Raw genomic sequence first — 14,252 nt, 5'->3', positions numbered from 1 at the left:
TTCGCGTATTCTTCAGCTAATAACCGATCATCGTAAAATGAGCTTTCACTCATGACACTGACCCAATTGGAAATTTTCTCACTGGTCGCCGAGCTCCAAGGTTTTACCAGTGCCGCCCACCGCTTGGGCATCAGCCAATCGGCGGTGTCCCATGCCATCAAGGCCCTGGAGCAGGAACTGGGTGTGGAGCTGTTTCGGCGCCACCAGTCGCTGGTAGAACCGAGTGACATCGGCCAGCAATTACTCGGGCGTGCCCGTGCCATGCTCGGCTTGGCCAACACCCTGCAACAAGAGGCGGCCGATGCGCGTGGCATGCGGCGCGGTACGTTGCGCATCGGCTCATTCGGGCCGACCGCGTCGATTCGCCTGTTGCCAGCCATCCTCAGCCAGTTTCGCAGCGCCCATCCGGGGATTGAGGTGCATGTGGACGAAGGGCCCGACCGCCAGGTGCTGCAGTGGCTGGATGAGCGACGGATCGATGTGGGCTTTGTGGTGCTGGAACAGGAGCGCTTCGACACCTTTGCCTTGTTCGAGGACCAGATGGTGGCGCTGCTGCCGGCAGATCATCCATTGGCTGCGCGGGACACGCTGGCCCTGCAGGACCTGTGTGACGATGCCTTTATCCTGACGGAAGCCGGCTCCTCGGAGTTGGTCACCCGCCTGTTCGACGTCGGCCAACTGCGGCCGAAGGTGCGCTACCGCTGCGCGCAACTGTTGAGCACCCTGGAAGCGGTCAGCCGTGGGGACGGCCTGAGCATCGTCGCCGAAGCATCGCTGCCACAGGCACTTGATCCGCGCTATGTGAAGCGACCGCTTTCGCCCCGCGTGCCGCGCCAGATTGGCCTGGCGGTACTGGATCGGCGGCAGTCGTCACCGGCCACCCTGGCCTTTATCGAGATTGCGCAAAGCCTTGGCAGGGCGAGCGAAGTCCAAGCGGGCCATCTATCATCGAAACATTCCCCGCCGGCCTGCCGGTAAAGCCTCCTGCGCAACAGGCCTGAACCCATGCCCCTCACCGTCAAAGGCCCGCGAAAGCTCTTCACCCGCTATTCGATCAGCGTGTTGTCGGGGGTGCTGCCGATCCTGCTGGGTGTGACCATCCTGTATTGGCAAGCTGAACGCACCCTTGAACAAAGCACGGCGCAAACCGCCCAGGAGGCCGTACGTCAATTCGACCTGATGCTCGACAATACCGCCCTCGCCGCCCAGGCCTTGCTGCCACTGGCCGGACAGCCGTGTGACAGTGGCGTGCAACTGGCGCTGCGTGAACAGGTCACGCGCCGGCCGTTCGTGCGGGCGACGACCTTGTCCTGGCAAAAAAATATCTATTGCAGCTCCCTGTTCGGCAGTCACTACGAGTCACCGGTGAACCCGGATGACTATGTCGATGGCCGCCTGTGGTTGATGAACGGCAACCCGGTTACACCGGATACCGCGTTGCTGGTCTACCGATTGGTCGACGGGGACAAAGCCGCGTTTGCCTCAATCGACGGCTATCACCTGACCAACGCCCTGCGCCTGATCAGCCGCTATGCGCAGCTTGTGCTGCAAGTCGGGCCTCACTGGCTCGGCGCCGATGGCAACGTGCACGACACCGCAGTCCCGGTATTTGCCGTAGCCCATCATCACCTGGCATCCGAGCGCTATCACTACAGCGTCGACGCCGGCATGCCGGCCGGTGAAGTGTGGCGCTATATGCAGGCACGTTACCCCGCGCTGTTCAGCCTGGTAGTGTTCTTTGGCGTACTCGCGGGCCTGCTTGCGCACTGGCTGCAAAAGCGTTCCTCGGCGCCTACCCATGAGCTGCAGCGGGCGCTGGGGGCCAACGAGTTCATCCCGTACTTCCAGCCGGTGGTGCGCGGCGACACCCGCGAATGGGCCGGCTGCGAAGTGCTGATGCGCTGGCAGCACCCCAAGGAAGGTCTGGTCCGACCCGATCTGTTTATCCCGCTGGCCGAACATTCTGGCCTGATTGTGCCGATGACCCGTGCCCTGCTGCGCCAGACCGCTGCCCAACTGGCGCCCCATGCGACGCGGTTCAGCCCGGGTTTCCATATCGGCGTGAATATCACCGCGCGCCATTGCCACGACCTTGCACTGGTAGAGGACTGCCGTGAATTTCTCGCCGCCTTCACGCCAGGCCAGGTGACCTTGGTGCTGGAGTTGACCGAGCGCGAGTTGATCGAGCCCACGGATACTACCCGTCGACTGTTCGACGCCCTGCATCAACTGGGCGTGATGATTGCCATCGATGACTTTGGTACCGGCCATTCCAGCCTGGGTTATTTGCGCAACTTCAATGTGGACTATCTGAAGATCGACCAGAGTTTTGTCGCCATGATCGGTGCCGATGCACTATCGCGGCATATTCTGGACAGCATCATCGAATTATCCGGCAAGCTGGACCTGGGCATCGTTGCAGAAGGTGTAGAGACCGCCGAGCAGTGCGAATACCTGGCCGCTCATGGTGTGCATTTTCTCCAGGGCTATCTGTTTGGAAAGCCATTACCCAGCGATGAATTCATTAAAAACCTAGTCAGCCATTGAATAGCCATGCACTAGCGGCGTTGAAATAATGTTAATAAGACAAAAGACATGATTTACTCGTGGCGGATTAACTACTACAATTTTTCTTGCCTGTGCAGAACTCGCAGGACGACTTCTTCTGTGAGTCGCCTTAACGCTATTGGCTTATAGCTTTGTCTGTAGTTGACATCAGCCAAATACACTATTGGAGTACAGATTTTGTCCAGACTCGCCGAATTTCGCGCAGCAGAAAAAGCCCTTCAAGAGCAGCTTGCCCAGCTGGAGTCCCTGAAGAACGACGCCGGACTGAAGAAAGAAATCGAATTCGAAGAAAAGCTTCAAGGACTGATGAAAACCTACGGCAAAGGCCTGCGCGACATCATCCTGATCCTTGATCCAAACCCGGGCAAGACCAGCGCTGCCGCCGCCAGCGCACCAAAACAGCGCCGTGCGCGCGTAGTCAAGGTTTACCACAATCCGCACACTGGCGAACTGATCGAAACCAAGGGCGGTAACCACCGCGGCCTCAAAGCCTGGAAAGAACAGTATGGCGCCGCCACTGTAGATTCCTGGCTTCGCGGCTGATCACCACGTACTAACAAAGAGCCCCGCACATGCGGGGCTTTTTTATTCAAGGGTTCGAAACCGAACTTAAATAACATTTCACTTTGTTCAGAATGACGGGTGAAACGCACTTAAAGTTTGAGGCCAGCGCGCACCGAACTGACTTCATCCTTGCTTGCTTGGTAAGCGTCGGCTTGACCCGCGTATGAAAAAACATACGCTTTATCGGTATCAACCGCGCCTACCAATGTTTGTGAAAGCACGTGCCGTCCATTCTCAGTAATCACACACGTAGTTTCTACGGCCTCAAGACGACTCAGTGTTGTCGAGTGCATCTTGCTGCACACACTTTGGTAGCCGCCTTGGGCAAAATCTTTCTGGATGGACTTGCGCATCTCCAGCAATACGCCCTGAAGGTTAACGTTATGCCCAGCCTCGATCGGCGTCCCCGTCAACTCCATCACCATCACTGTGTTGCCATTTTCATCGTTCTTGATCGCACGCTGCCGCGAAACCGGCTGCGGCGTGGCTGGCGCGTCGCCGTCGGGTACCACCTCCTCGACCTGCCAGCCGCTGGGCCAATGAATTTCCGGCTCGCCCGCCCATACCCAAGGGCTGGACAACAGCAAACACAGAGCGCTCAACAGCGGTAAACGACATTCGATCATTGCAAAAGACACCCAAGGTTCAAGCGACAAAGTGTGAGCCCCGCCACCGGCTGGTCGCAAGACCTACGCGTGCTTTTTCATTTGGCGCGGCAGGCGGGCCTTGCGTATCATGGTCCGGCTGCACGGACGCCAGCTGCAAGCCAAGGGAACGCTCCTCTCACCTGGAGCCGCGTTTGCCCCATTTTTTTCTGGAGGGCCCATGAGCCTGCACGAACTGAACACCTTCCCGGGCGTCACCGCCCAACCTGACACCGCCACCTCGAACTTCGTGTTTAACCACACCATGCTGCGGGTCAAGGACATCACCAAGTCCCTGGACTTCTACACCCGTGTCCTGGGTTTTTCCCTGGTTGAAAAGCGCGACTTCCCGGAAGCCGAATTCAGCCTGTACTTCCTGGCCCTGGTGGACAAATCCCAGATCCCGGCCGACGCCGCCGCGCGCACCCAATGGATGAAGTCAATTCCAGGCATCCTGGAACTGACCCACAACCACGGCACCGAAAACGATGCCGACTTCGCCTATCACAACGGCAACACCGATCCGCGTGGTTTTGGTCATATCTGCATCTCGGTGCCCGATATTGTCGCTGCGTGTGAACGCTTCGAAGCATTGGGCTGCGATTTCCAGAAACGCCTGACCGATGGCCGCATGAAAAGCCTGGCGTTCATCAAGGACCCGGATGCGTACTGGGTTGAGATTATTCAGCCAGCGCCGCTGTAAGTTTCTAACACACAACAAAAAACCCCATGATCACTCATGGGGTTTTTCGTTTCCGGGCCTGGACTTACGCCGGAGCGGAGGTACGGATCAAGTGATCGAAAGCACTCAGGGAAGCCTTGGCGCCCTCGCCTACCGCAATCACGATCTGCTTGTACGGCACGGTCGTCACGTCACCGGCAGCGAATACCCCTGGCAGTGAAGTCTCGCCACGGGCATCGACAATGATCTCGCCACGCGGGGTCAATTCCACAGTGCCTTTAAGCCAGTCGGTGTTGGGCAGCAAGCCGATCTGTACAAAGATGCCTTCCAGGTCGATGGTCTTGAACTCGCCAGTATCGCGGTCCTTGTAGGCCAGGCCGGTGACCTTCTGGCCGTCGCCTTTGACTTCACTGGTCAGCGCGCTGGTGATCACATCAACGTTAGGCAGGCTGTACAGCTTGCGCTGCAATACCGCGTCGGCGCGCAACTTGCTGTCGAACTCCAGCAAGGTCACATGGCTGACGATACCGGCCAGGTCGATGGCCGCTTCAACGCCGGAGTTACCGCCGCCGATTACCGCCACACGCTTGCCCTTGAACAACGGACCATCGCAGTGCGGGCAGAAGCACACGCCCTTGGCCTTGTATTCCTGCTCGCCGGGCACACCCATTTCGCGCCAGCGGGCGCCGGTGGCCAGGATCACGGTCTTGGACTTGAGCGTCGCGCCGCTTTCAAAGCGAATTTCATGCAAGTCACCGGCGTTTTTCGCTGGGATCAGGCTGCTGGCGCGCTGCAGGTTCATGATGTCCACGTCGTACTGACGTACGTGGGCTTCCAGGGCGCTGGCCAGTTTCGGCCCTTCGGTTTCCTGTACCGAGATAAAGTTCTCGATGGACATGGTGTCCAGCACCTGGCCGCCAAAGCGTTCGGCGGCAACACCGGTGCGAATACCTTTACGTGCGGCGTAGATGGCCGCTGCGGAACCGGCCGGGCCACCGCCGACGACAAGCACATCAAAGGCATCTTTGGCGCTGATTTTCTCGGCGGCTTTTTCAATGCCGCTGGTGTCGAGCTTGGCGAGGATTTCCTCCAGGCCCATGCGGCCCTGGCCGAAGTTCACGCCATTCAAGTAAACGCTCGGCACTGCCATGATCTGACGTTCGTCGACTTCAGCCTGGAACAGCGCGCCGTCGATGGCGACGTGGCGGATGTTCGGGTTGAGCACGGCCATCAGGTTCAGCGCCTGGACCACGTCCGGGCAGTTCTGGCAGGACAGCGAGAAGTACGTCTCGAAGCTGAACTCACCTTTAAGGGCGCGGATCTGTTCGATGACTTCGACACTGGCCTTCGACGGGTGGCCACCGACTTGCAGCAGGGCCAGCACCAACGAAGTGAATTCATGGCCCATGGGGATGCCGGCGAAACGCAGGCTGATATCGGCACCCGGGCGGTTGATGGAGAACGATGGCTTGCGCGCATCATCACCATCGGTTTTCAGGGTAATCAGCGTGGTGAGGCTGGTTACGTCCTGCAAAAGGGCAAGCATTTCCTGGGATTTCGCGCCGTCGTCGAGGGAGGCGACGATCTCGATCGGCTGGGTGACCCGTTCCAGGTATGACTTCAACTGAGCTTTAAGATTGGCGTCCAACATACGGGCGATTTCCTATTAATTCGGTTTATTGCAGACAAAAAAACGCCCGAGCGACTCTCGCCCGGGCGTTTTGAGGGCGGATGCAGCTTACTTAAGTGCGGAGTTCCGCCCTTGAGACGTCTTCACAGACTTAGATCTTGCCGACCAGGTCCAGGGACGGAGCCAGAGTAGCCTCGCCTTCTTTCCACTTGGCTGGGCACACTTCGCCTGGGTGGGCAGCTACGTATTGAGCGGCCTTGATTTTGCGCAGCAGCTCGGAAGCGTCACGGCCAACACCGCCGTCGTTCAGTTCAACGATCTTGATCTGACCTTCCGGGTTGATCACGAAGGTACCGCGGTCAGCCAGGCCAGCTTCTTCGATCAGTACGTCGAAGTTGCGGGAGATGGTCAGGGTCGGGTCGCCGATCATGGTGTACTGGATTTTACCGATGGCTGGCGAAGTGTTGTGCCAGGCAGCGTGGGCAAAGTGGGTGTCGGTGGAAACGCTGTAGATTTCGACGCCCAGTTTCTGGAATTCGGCGTAGTTGTCAGCCAGGTCTTCCAGCTCGGTTGGGCAAACGAAGGTGAAGTCGGCTGGGTAGAAGAACACTACCGACCATTTGCCTTTCAGGTCAGCGTCGGTCACATCTACGAAGTTGCCGTTTTTGTATGCAGTCGCTTTGAACGGTTTTACTTGGCTGTTGATGATAGGCATCGTTGACTCTCCGTCAGGGGTTAAGAAGTTGATGAGGTGAATCCTACCCACTCTCTCGGCGGATGGCTCATTGGCAAACCTGATGCTGACGATTGGTTTTCCCTATCAGGTGACGGTATTAATAGAAGAAATCTCAAAGCAGCGGTTGAGTGGCCAATGTCATGCCGAGAAAGGGCGTTGCTTCAACATAGCGCATGGCGGATTTCATGTCGCTCCAGCCGACGTAACTCATCAGCGACTTCAAGTCCCAGCCGCTGCGATGGGCCCAGGTGGCAAAACCCCGGCGCAACGAGTGGCTGGTGTATTGCTCGGCGGCGATGCCCGCACGCTCAAGCGCCTGGCGCAGCAGCGGGATCACGCTGTTGGGGTGCAAGCCCTCCTCCCCCAGATTTCCCCAGCGATCAATACCCCGGAATACCGGACCGCGCACCAGGGCCGACGCGCTGAGCCATTCGCTGTAGGCCTGCACCGGACACAGGCGCAGCAACGCCGGGGTGTGATAGGTCTTGCCGAGGTTGTCGCGGTCACTTTTGCTGCGCGGCAGATACAGGCTGATGCCGGCACCGGGTGTGGCCTGCACGTGTTCGATACTTAATCGGCACAACTCATCGCTACGAAAACCGCGCCAGAAGCCCAGCAGGATGAGCGCAGTGTCACGCTTGGCGCGCAGTAATCGCGGTGGATCCTGCGCCTCACTGGCCTCTCGCGCTTCAGCCTCAAGGGAGGCCACTACCTGCTCCAGATGCCTGAGCTGCAATGGCTCGGCCTGCTTCTCCTGCGCCGGGTGCACGGCGCGAATCCCCTTGAGCACCTTGCGCACCACCGGCGCTTTCGTCGGGTCGGGAAAGCCCTGGCTGGTATGCCATTGCGCCAGTGCCGAGAGCCGCAGCTTCAGGGTGTTGACCGCCAGCACACCCGCATGCGCCACCAGATAACGCGCCACGCTGTCGCTGGTAGCCGGCAGAAATCCGCCCCAACTGACTTCGAAGTGTTCGATGGCCGCGCGATAGCTGCGGCGCGTGTTATCGCGGGTGGCGGCGTTGAGGTAACGATCCAGATCGCTCATGGGAGGCCTATTCGTACTGCTGGCAGACATATAAGCGTTCCAGACGCCAGTGACACGGGATAATACGCCAATATCCCATCTGTTAAATCATGAATTTAAACGAATTTTTATTCGTGATATGGTATGTATATACATAATACATACCACAGTACTAAATCGACGGAGACCCCATGGCTCGCGGCGGCATTAATAAAGCAGTAGTTCAAACGGCACGCCTGGCGATCCTTGCCCGTGGCGAGAACCCCAGCATCGACGCGGTACGCATCGAGATGGGCAATACCGGCTCGAAAACCACGATCCACCGCTATTTGAAGGAGCTGGACGACAGCGAAGCCCGCCTGACCATCACCGAAGCCCCGATTGACGACGAGCTGGGTGAACTGGTTGCACGGTTGGCGCTGCGCTTGAAGGAGAAAGCTCAAGAGCCGATTGACCTGGCCCTGGCGCAGTTCGAACAGCAAAAAGCCGCCCTGCTCGCCCAGATCGAGGCGCTTGAAGAAGCTCACGCCGAACTCAAGCAGCAATTCGATATTCAAGCGGCCGCCCTGGCAGAAGAAAGCGCCGCCCTGCAAACCACCAATACCAGCCTGCAAACCGAGCAAACCCGCAACGCTGGGCTCAGCCAGGCCTGCAGTGATTACGAACTGCGGATCAGCGACAAGGACGAGCAGATTCGCTCGCTGGAAGAAAAGCACCTGCACGCCCGCGAGGCGCTGGAGCACTACCGCAATGCGATCAAAGAGCAGCGCGAGCAGGAACAGCGGCGCCACGAAGGTCAGCTGCAGCAAGTACAGGCAGAACTACGCCAAGCCCAGCAAAGCGCAATGGTTCGCCAAGATGAGATCACCCAGCTGCATCGCGACAATGAGCGCTTGCTGATCGAGCACCGAGTGACGACAAAGGAATTGGCTGCGCTGCTGGAAGAAACCCGCAAAGGCCAGGCCCAGCAACTGAAACTGAACGAACACGTGAACCAGATCGACAGCGAGCGCACCCTGCTTCAGGAACGCCTGCGGGTGGCCTTGCTTGAAAGCGAGTCACGCCAACAAGCGCTGGCTGAGCACGGGCACACCAACAAGCACCTGGAACTGGAGCTTATGAAGGCCCACGCCACTATCGAAGCGTTGCGCCTGGCGGCCGCCGTTGCAGCGACGCCAGAGGCAACACCACCCACCTGATCAGTCCGCCACAGGCGTGCGCATGGTGACGAACTCTTCCGCCGCCGTGGGATGCACGCCGATGGTTTCATCGAAGTGCTGCTTGGTCGCGCCCGCCTTGAGCGCGATCGCCAGGCCCTGGACGATCTCGCCCGCGTCCGGACCGACCATGTGGCAGCCCAACACCCTGTCGGTGTCGGCATCGACCACCAGCTTCATCAAGGTTTTTTCCTGGCACTCGGTCAAGGTCAGCTTCATCGGGCGGAAACGGCTTTCGAAGATCTGCAGCCGGTGCCCATTCTTCTTCGCCTCCTCCTCCGTCAGGCCGACCGTGCCGATATTCGGCAGGCTGAATACCGCTGTCGGGATCATTGCGTAATCCACCGGACGGTATTGCTCGGGCTTGAACAAGCGACGCGCTACTGCCATGCCTTCGGCAAGCGCCACCGGCGTCAGTTGCACACGGCCGATCACATCGCCGATTGCCAGGATCGACGCTTCGGTGGTCTCGTACTGGTCGTTCACCTGGACGAAACCTCGCTCATCCAGTTTGACGCCGGTATTTTCCAAGCCCAGGTTATCCAGCATCGGCCGCCGGCCGGTGGCATAGAACACGCAATCGGCCTCCAGCACGCGACCGTCTTTCAAGGTTGCCTTAAGGCTGCCATCGGCTTGTTTGTCGATACGTTCGATATCGGCATTAAATTGCAGGTCCAGGCCACGCTTGGTCAGTTCCTCTTTAAGGTGCGTGCGCACTGAACCATCAAAACCGCGCAAGAACAGATCGCCGCGATACAGCAACGAGGTTTGCGCGCCCAGCCCATGGAAAATCCCGGCGAACTCAACAGCGATATAACCGCCACCTACCACCAGCACACGCTTGGGCAACTCTTTGAGGAAGAACGCCTCATTGGAGCCTATCGCGTGCTCACGTCCCGGAATATCCGGAATCTGCGGCCAGCCCCCGGTAGCGATCAGGATGTGCTTGGCTGTAAAACGCTCGCCATTGATTTCCACCTGGTGCGGATCAACCAGGCGCGCATGGCCTTCATGCAGGGTCACGCCACTGTTGACCAACAGGTTGCGGTAGATGCCATTGAGGCGATTGATCTCGCGATCCTTGTTGGCGATCAGGGTCGCCCAATCAAAATTCGCTTCCCCCAGGGACCAGCCAAAGCCACTGGCTTGCTCGAAGTCCTCGGCAAAATGTGCGCCGTACACCAATAGTTTCTTCGGCACGCAGCCAACGTTTACGCAGGTGCCACCCAGGTAGCGACTTTCCGCCACGGCCACCTTGGCCCCAAAGCCTGCAGCAAAGCGCGCCGCGCGAACACCGCCGGAACCGGCGCCAATTACATACAGGTCAAAATCGTAGGCCATTTCATTCTCCTCGGCAGGACATCAGCATACCGACTTACATGGGGCTGAAAAACGAAAAAGCCACCCGAAGGTGGCTTTTCAAAGGCAGGTCAGCGTGAATCAGTAAGCTTTGCCTGTCTTGTAGAAGTGCTCGTAGCAGAAGTTGGTGGCTTCGATGTAGCCTTCGGCGCCACCGCAGTCAAAACGACGACCCTTAAACTTGTAGGCGATCACGCAACCGTCTTTGGCCTGCTTCAACAGGGCGTCGGTGATCTGGATCTCGCCACCCTTGCCTGGCTCGGTTTCTTCGATCAGCTTGAAGATGTCCGGAGTCAGAATGTAACGACCGATGATCGCCAGGTTAGACGGTGCATCTTCAGGCGCCGGTTTTTCAACCATGTCACGTACGCGGATCAGACCATCACCAATGTCGTCACCGGCAATCACGCCGTACTTGTTGGTCTCTTGAGGATCAACCTCTTGAACCGCAACGATGGTGCAACGGTATTTCTGGTACAGCTTGACCATCTGGGTCAGTACGCCGTCGCCTTCCAGGTTCACACACAGGTCGTCCGCGAGTACGACGGCGAACGGCTCGTCACCAATCAACGGGCGGCCGGTCAGGATGGCGTGGCCCAGACCTTTCATCTGGGTCTGACGGGTGTAGGAGAACGAGCACTCGTCCAGCAGCTTGCGGATGCCGACCAGGTATTTTTCCTTGTCGGTGCCCTTGATTTGGTTTTCCAGCTCGTAGCTGATGTCGAAATGGTCTTCCAGTGCGCGCTTACCGCGACCGGTGACGATAGAGATTTCGTTCAGACCGGCATCCAGTGCCTCTTCGACGCCGTACTGAATCAGTGGCTTGTTTACCACCGGCAGCATCTCTTTGGGCATGGCCTTGGTCGCTGGCAAGAAGCGAGTGCCGTAACCGGCTGCTGGGAACAAGCATTTCTTGATCATATAAGTCCTTACAAAGGGCTGTGCGTACGGAGTTCGGCGCAGTCTAATCAGGCCGCAGTCACCTTACAATGGGTTCTGCTGGCGTTGCGATGTCATCATAGAGAAAAAATGTCGGCGTAAGTTCCGCTGATCTTACAAAGAGCGACTCTGCCGTCACGGTAAAAAACCCCGTTTCCTCATGTTTAAAGGGGCTGCAACCCTTTTAGCACGCTTTTCAGCCCAGAACACTGACCTGGAATAACTTGCGCGGCATTGGGACATTTGGCGCTATCATTACGCCCTTGAATCAGACCACGAGATTGTTAATAGATGTCAGAACCAAAAGGCGTGAACGGCTACCTGATCACCAAGCGAGCGGACGGCTGGCACCTGATCAACTTCCACGGAGACAGCGTCGCGGGCGTGTTCGAGAGCGAAAGCATGGCGATCGCGGTCGCCGAAGTATTTGTGGATGAAGCGGGCCACGCATCGAGCAAAAGGCCGAAGGGCAAGTAAGCCAGCAGGCCTGTGCAAAAAGCCCCGAACCAGGGGCTTTTTTGGGTTTTGCCTGTACCTAGATGGCAGTTCGCTATAATCTTTCAAAAACGCCCCACGACAGTGTCAGCGCCCCTCCCACACCCTCGACGACGAACACACATGAACAAATTTCTGGCACTGACTGCGGTACTGGCACTTGCCGGCTGCACCACCACTTCCGATGTCTACCTCAAAAACGGCGAGCAAGGCCTGACCATCGACTGTTCAGGTGAAGCCAACTCCTGGGCCAGTTGCTACGAAAAAGCCGATGCCTCCTGCGCAGGCACCGGCTATCGCATTGTCGGCACCGAGGGCACGCCATCGCTGAAAGAAAGCGACAAGACCCTGGGCCAGGATGTGGGCAACTACAAAAGTCGCAGTGTGGTGGTGGTCTGCAAGTAACCACGAGGGTTATAGGTGGATCTCGGCAAATTTGATGCCCAGCTCCCGAAGGATCTCGCTGAGTTCGTCAAGACTGGCAAAGGACTCGACTTCATCCTGATCATCCACCAGAAAAAAGCTGCGACCGCCGCTTTTCTTGAAGAAGACGATCCACTCGCCCAGATCGGCGGGGTTCTGGATGACATGGGTGGCCGAGATTTCACCCTCGGCATGACGGGCTTTGACGTGTTCACGCTTCATATCGGCTTTCCCCAGCGGCATCAACCGGAAATGCACTCTTCACCGGCCTTTTTCACGTCACCCGGGCGGATAGGCACGTTGGACATGCTCTCGTAGAGCTTGATGCTGCTACCGCTGGAGCGCTCTTCAATATCGAAAATTGCCGAAGGATCGGCGGAAAGTTTCTGCGGCACGATGACTTGGACACCGTCTTTATGCGGTTCAATCTGCGGCGGCCGACGGGTGGCCGACAATTTTCTTACCACACACGCGGCGTACTCCTGGGGTTTTTTCCCGGAGATGACGGCCAACGTCGGCGGGGTCTGCTTGATATCTGCAACCGAAGCACACCCACCTATCGCCAAGGCCAGAACCAACACACTCCACTTCATACAAATCCTCCATTAAAGACCCTACGACAGCGGAGATAGTAATTTTCTCCCGCCCACGTAGGATTTATCTCTTATAACTCGGTAAATAACTGTTTTAAATTGTCGACGCCGTTGAAGACGGGCCGATAATAAACGCGCTGGGGCTGATAAACTCCATCTTAACCTACGTATCATTCTGATTTTTCAGAAAAAGCCCTTCTGGAGACACCCTCATGAAATTTATCCACCAGCGCGAGCACCTCAACGAGGGGGACATTGTCGTCATCGAATGCTCGCAGACTTGTAATATTCGCCTGATGAGTGACGCAAATTTTCGCAGTTTCAAGAATGGCGGCCGCCACACGTACCACGGCGGCGCGTTCGACAAGTTCCCCGCCAAGATCACCGCACCCAGCACCGGGTTCTGGAATATCACCCTGGACGTGGTGACCCGCCGCGCAATCAGCGTCACGCGCAAGCCTGCGTTGTCCCACAAGATTCGCATCGTACGTCGCACCAGCACCAAGCTGAGCTGACTCGAACAGCCACAGGAAATCACCGTGACCACCACTACCAAATACGTGATCAAGTACAAGCTCAATGGCGAACGCCGCTTTGAGTTCGCCCAACTTACCACCAACAGCGTAGAAGAGGCCCTGCAAGCCCTGGCGAAAATCCACGATACCAGCGATGAAATCACCGACATCAACGTGAGCAAGGCGCTGTAAGGCAATGCCCGGGCCCACAGATGACTTGTTCGCCGATGACGCCCTGCAACAACCAGCAGCACGTGAGCAGATCGGCGAACAGTCCTACGTGCTTAGGGGATATGCCCTGCCCTGGATTGAGCGCCTTCTACCAGAACTGCGCCGTGTGCTGGCGCAATCGCCGTTTCGGCAAATGGTTACGCCCGGTGGCTTTACCATGTCGGCAGCCTTGAGCAGTTGCGGCGCGCTGGGCTGGACCAGCGACACCAGCGGCTACCGCTATACGCCCCTGGACCCTCGCACCCGGCAGCCCTGGCCAGCGCTGCCGGACACCTTGCGCCAACTGGCCATAGAAGCCGCAGCAGACGCCGGGTTTGTCGACTTTGCCCCCGACGCCTGCTTGATCAATCGTTATGTTCCGGGCGCGAAAATGTCCTTGCACCAGGACAAGAATGAACGTCGCTACAGCGAGCCCGTCGTGTCGATATCCCTTGGACTGCCGGCAGTTTTCCTGTTTGGTGGTCACGCGCGTAGTGACAAGACCCGCAAGGTCTCGCTGTTCCATGGTGATGTGGTGGTCTGGGGCGGGGTCGATCGGCTGCGCTTTCATGGGGTGACGCCGATCAAGGAAGGCGTGCACCCGATCATGGGCCCGCAACGTATCAACCTCACTTTTCGCACCGCCGGCTGAT

18 protein-coding genes are annotated in these 14,252 nt (G+C 57.9%); 10 read left to right on the top strand and 8 right to left on the bottom strand.

All coding sequences use genetic code 11. The features are described 5' to 3' along the window. Positions 1 to 51 precede the first annotated feature (51 nt). From HCF10_RS20770 to HCF10_RS20760, 3 genes are all read left to right on the top strand, one after another. Positions 52 to 978, top strand: a complete 927-nt coding sequence (locus HCF10_RS20770; protein ID WP_131696226.1) for a LysR family transcriptional regulator — start codon at positions 52 to 54, stop codon at positions 976 to 978. Positions 979 to 1,005: 27 nt separating this feature from the next. Beyond that, positions 1,006 to 2,547 (top strand): EAL domain-containing protein, encoded by a 1,542-nt coding sequence (locus tag HCF10_RS20765; protein WP_167656292.1) that lies wholly within the window; start codon positions 1,006 to 1,008, stop codon positions 2,545 to 2,547. A gap of 198 nt (positions 2,548 to 2,745) precedes the next feature. Then, positions 2,746 to 3,111, top strand: coding sequence for a histone-like nucleoid-structuring protein, MvaT/MvaU family (locus HCF10_RS20760; protein WP_027606583.1), 366 nt, complete (start codon positions 2,746 to 2,748; stop codon positions 3,109 to 3,111). Between the two features lie 110 nt (positions 3,112 to 3,221). Here HCF10_RS20760 and HCF10_RS20755 read toward each other — a convergent pair whose 3' ends face one another. Continuing rightward, positions 3,222 to 3,758: a DUF4946 domain-containing protein gene (locus tag HCF10_RS20755; RefSeq protein WP_167656291.1), complete on the bottom strand. Its 537-nt coding sequence runs from the start codon at positions 3,756 to 3,758 to the stop codon at positions 3,222 to 3,224. A 199-nt stretch (positions 3,759 to 3,957) separates the two neighbouring features. Between HCF10_RS20755 and gloA the strand changes: the two genes are divergently transcribed. After that, positions 3,958 to 4,479 (top strand): lactoylglutathione lyase, encoded by a 522-nt coding sequence (gene gloA / locus HCF10_RS20750; protein ID WP_053129696.1) that lies wholly within the window; start codon positions 3,958 to 3,960, stop codon positions 4,477 to 4,479. A gap of 64 nt (positions 4,480 to 4,543) precedes the next feature. Here the strand turns inward: gloA and ahpF are convergent, their stop codons facing one another. From ahpF to HCF10_RS20735, 3 genes are all read right to left on the bottom strand, one after another. Next, positions 4,544 to 6,109 (bottom strand): alkyl hydroperoxide reductase subunit F, encoded by a 1,566-nt coding sequence (gene ahpF, locus HCF10_RS20745; protein ID WP_145337796.1) that lies wholly within the window; start codon positions 6,107 to 6,109, stop codon positions 4,544 to 4,546. A gap of 130 nt (positions 6,110 to 6,239) precedes the next feature. Further along, complete coding sequence (ahpC, locus tag HCF10_RS20740) at positions 6,240 to 6,803, bottom strand: alkyl hydroperoxide reductase subunit C (RefSeq protein ID WP_003173835.1); 564 nt, start codon at positions 6,801 to 6,803, stop codon at positions 6,240 to 6,242. 133 nt (positions 6,804 to 6,936) lie between these two features. Next, positions 6,937 to 7,869 carry a site-specific integrase gene (locus HCF10_RS20735; RefSeq protein WP_131696221.1) on the bottom strand — a complete coding sequence of 311 codons (933 nt, stop codon included), beginning with the start codon at positions 7,867 to 7,869 and terminating at the stop codon, positions 6,937 to 6,939. A gap of 170 nt (positions 7,870 to 8,039) precedes the next feature. Here HCF10_RS20735 and HCF10_RS20730 point away from each other — a divergent pair, with 170 nt between their 5' ends. Beyond that, positions 8,040 to 9,047: a DNA-binding protein gene (locus HCF10_RS20730; RefSeq protein WP_167656290.1), complete on the top strand. Its 1,008-nt coding sequence runs from the start codon at positions 8,040 to 8,042 to the stop codon at positions 9,045 to 9,047. Here HCF10_RS20730 and gorA read toward each other — a convergent pair whose 3' ends face one another. Continuing rightward, complete coding sequence (gene gorA, locus HCF10_RS20725) at positions 9,048 to 10,406, bottom strand: glutathione-disulfide reductase (protein WP_145337794.1); 1,359 nt, start codon at positions 10,404 to 10,406, stop codon at positions 9,048 to 9,050. A 99-nt stretch (positions 10,407 to 10,505) separates the two neighbouring features. Continuing rightward, on the bottom strand, positions 10,506 to 11,345 hold the full coding sequence (gene galU / locus HCF10_RS20720; RefSeq protein WP_003212579.1) for a UTP--glucose-1-phosphate uridylyltransferase GalU: 840 nt from the start codon (positions 11,343 to 11,345) through the stop codon (positions 10,506 to 10,508). A gap of 309 nt (positions 11,346 to 11,654) precedes the next feature. Between galU and HCF10_RS20715 the strand changes: the two genes are divergently transcribed. Further along, a complete protein-coding gene (locus HCF10_RS20715) occupies positions 11,655 to 11,840 on the top strand; it encodes a hypothetical protein (protein ID WP_131696218.1) in 186 nt (61 codons plus the stop codon). A 141-nt stretch (positions 11,841 to 11,981) separates the two neighbouring features. After that, positions 11,982 to 12,263 (top strand): hypothetical protein, encoded by a 282-nt coding sequence (locus HCF10_RS20710; protein ID WP_027606590.1) that lies wholly within the window; start codon positions 11,982 to 11,984, stop codon positions 12,261 to 12,263. Positions 12,264 to 12,272: 9 nt separating this feature from the next. Here the strand turns inward: HCF10_RS20710 and HCF10_RS20705 are convergent, their stop codons facing one another. Continuing rightward, on the bottom strand, positions 12,273 to 12,503 hold the full coding sequence (locus tag HCF10_RS20705) for a hypothetical protein (RefSeq protein WP_027606591.1): 231 nt from the start codon (positions 12,501 to 12,503) through the stop codon (positions 12,273 to 12,275). A 20-nt stretch (positions 12,504 to 12,523) separates the two neighbouring features. After that, the gene (locus HCF10_RS20700; RefSeq protein WP_131696217.1) at positions 12,524 to 12,874 is read right to left on the bottom strand and encodes a hypothetical protein; all 351 of its coding nucleotides are present in this window, start codon (positions 12,872 to 12,874) and stop codon (positions 12,524 to 12,526) included. 212 nt (positions 12,875 to 13,086) lie between these two features. On the opposite strand from HCF10_RS20700, the gene HCF10_RS20695 reads away from it, so the two are divergent. Genes HCF10_RS20695 through alkB form a run of 3 tightly spaced genes read left to right on the top strand, consistent with a single transcriptional unit; the run spans position 13,087 to position 14,251 of the window. Continuing rightward, entirely contained in the window at positions 13,087 to 13,389 is a 303-nt protein-coding gene (locus tag HCF10_RS20695) for a DUF1883 domain-containing protein (RefSeq protein WP_003173824.1), read from the top strand. Positions 13,390 to 13,413: 24 nt separating this feature from the next. Further along, on the top strand, positions 13,414 to 13,581 hold the full coding sequence (locus tag HCF10_RS20690) for a hypothetical protein (RefSeq protein WP_167656289.1): 168 nt from the start codon (positions 13,414 to 13,416) through the stop codon (positions 13,579 to 13,581). 4 nt (positions 13,582 to 13,585) lie between these two features. Then, positions 13,586 to 14,251 carry a DNA oxidative demethylase AlkB gene (gene alkB / locus HCF10_RS20685; RefSeq protein ID WP_131696216.1) on the top strand — a complete coding sequence of 222 codons (666 nt, stop codon included), beginning with the start codon at positions 13,586 to 13,588 and terminating at the stop codon, positions 14,249 to 14,251. The last annotated feature ends 1 nt before the right edge of the window (position 14,252 follow it).

The sequence above is a fragment of the Pseudomonas sp. B14(2022) genome, assembly GCF_012030485.1.
Lineage (GTDB): Bacteria > Pseudomonadota > Gammaproteobacteria > Pseudomonadales > Pseudomonadaceae > Aquipseudomonas.
The sequence above is the reverse complement of the archived record's forward strand: the minus strand, read 5'-3'. Positions and strand labels throughout refer to the sequence as shown.